Source organism: Dietzia sp. UBA5065 (assembly GCA_002415925.1).
Lineage (GTDB): Bacteria > Actinomycetota > Actinomycetes > Mycobacteriales > Mycobacteriaceae > Dietzia.
The window spans coordinates 25508-27249 of record DIAZ01000142.1; the positions used below are offsets into that span (position 1 = coordinate 25508).

Here is a 1742-nt window from a genome sequence, read left to right on the forward strand (position 1 = left end):
GCCCGCTTGCCCGGGTCCCTGTCCCCGCCGGCGCCGAGGACCACCGCGACACGCCCCGCGGCCTGCGCGCGGACCGACCGCAGGACCGCCTCGACCGCCCCGGGCTTGTGGGCGTAGTCCACGAGGACCCGGAAATCCTGGCCGCGCTCCACCGGTTCCAGCCGGCCCGGCACCCGGGCGTTCCCGAGACCGGCGGCGGCGGCGCGGACGTCCGCGCCGAGGGCGTCGACGACCGCCAGCGCGACCAGCGAGTTGGCCACGTTGAACCGACCGAGGAGCGGCAGTTCCACGTCGACCCGCAGGCCCCGGGGACCACGCGCGGTGAAGGTCTGGGTGCCCTGCTCGGTCGTCGTGGACTCCCCCGCGGTCCACTGCGCCCGCCCCTGCGGGTCGGCGGAGACCGTCACGGCGTCCGGTCGCATGCCCACGAGCCTGCGGCCCCACTCGTCGTCCACCACGACGACCGCCCGGTCCGCGGGACGGACGGCCGAACCCGGGTCCGCCGCGGCGTCGAAGAGCCTGCACTTGGCCCGGAAGTAGTCCTCCATGCTCGGGTGGAAGTCCAGGTGGTCCTGGGAGAGGTTGAGGAAGGCGGCCACGGCGAAGCGGGTGCCGTCCACGCGCCCCAGCCGGAGGGCGTGGCTGGAGACCTCGGCGGCCACCGCGCGGGCCCCCTCGGACCGCATGACCGCCAGCAGCGCCTGGAAGTCGGGGGCCTCCGGGGTGGTGAGCCGGCTGGCCAGCGGTCGCCCCGCGACGCGGCTTCCCGTGGTCCCGATCAGCCCGGCCACGTGGCCGCAGCCCTCGAGCGCGGCCTCGACCAGGTACGAGGTGGTGGTCTTGCCCGAGGTCCCGGTGATCCCCACCACGTCGAGGTCCGCGGACGGGTCGCCCGCGACGACCGCGGACACCGCGCCGAGAATCGAGCGGGGATCGGGGTGGACGAGCACGGGGACCCGCTCGGCGGCGGACCCCATCAACTCCAGGCCCGCGGCGTCGGTGAGCACCGCCGACGCCCCCGCGTCGAGCGCGGCGGAGGCGAACGAGGCGCCGTGGACGCGGGTCCCGGGGAGCGCGGCGAAGAGCGTTCCGGGCCCGGCGTCCTGGGCGCGGATGGTCGCGGCGGTCACCTCGACGTCGGATCCGTCGCCGTGGCCGAGGACCGAGGCCCGCACCGTGGCCGCCAGCTGTGCTGCCGTGGTCATGACCTGCCCTCGACCCGCCTCTCCTTGTCCGTGACCTCCCGTGAACCCGCTACACGCTACCCTGCGCGGCGCCCGTCACTGCGCCTGCAGGACGAGGTCCGGGGCGGGGGCGGACGGCGGGATGTTGTCGCGGTTGATCAACCACGAGGCGATGTCGTGGAAGAGCGGCGCGGCGGACGCACCGAGCACCCCGCGGGACGGGGCGTCCAGCATGATCGCGATGACGTAGCGGGGGTCGTCGGCGGGCAGGATGCCGGCGAAGGTGATCCAGTAGCGGGAGTTGGAGTAGCAGGAGCACCCCGGGTCGATCTGCTGGGCCGTACCGGTCTTGCCGCTGATCTGGTACCCGGCGATCGCGGCCTGCGGACCCGTTCCCGACTGCGCGCCCGGTCCGGACTGGGTGACGGCGCGGAACATGTCGCGGACCGTCCGGGCGGTCTCCTCGCTCACCACGCGCTGGCCCTCCGGCCGCTCGGCCGGGTGGGACTCGCCGTCCGGACCCACGCGCTCGGCGATGATCCGCGGGGGGACGCGGAC

2 protein-coding genes are annotated in these 1742 nt (G+C 75.3%); both read right to left on the minus strand.

The genetic code is table 11. The features are described 5' to 3' along the window. Window positions 1-1205, minus strand: a 1205-nt coding sequence (locus tag B4M60_RS11550) for a Mur ligase family protein (RefSeq protein ID WP_291083934.1), incomplete at its 3' end; no start/stop codon positions are given. A gap of 75 nt (window positions 1206-1280) precedes the next feature. Further along, window positions 1281-1742: penicillin-binding transpeptidase domain-containing protein (locus B4M60_RS11555; RefSeq protein WP_291083937.1), on the minus strand; the 462-nt coding region annotated here is incomplete at its 5' end.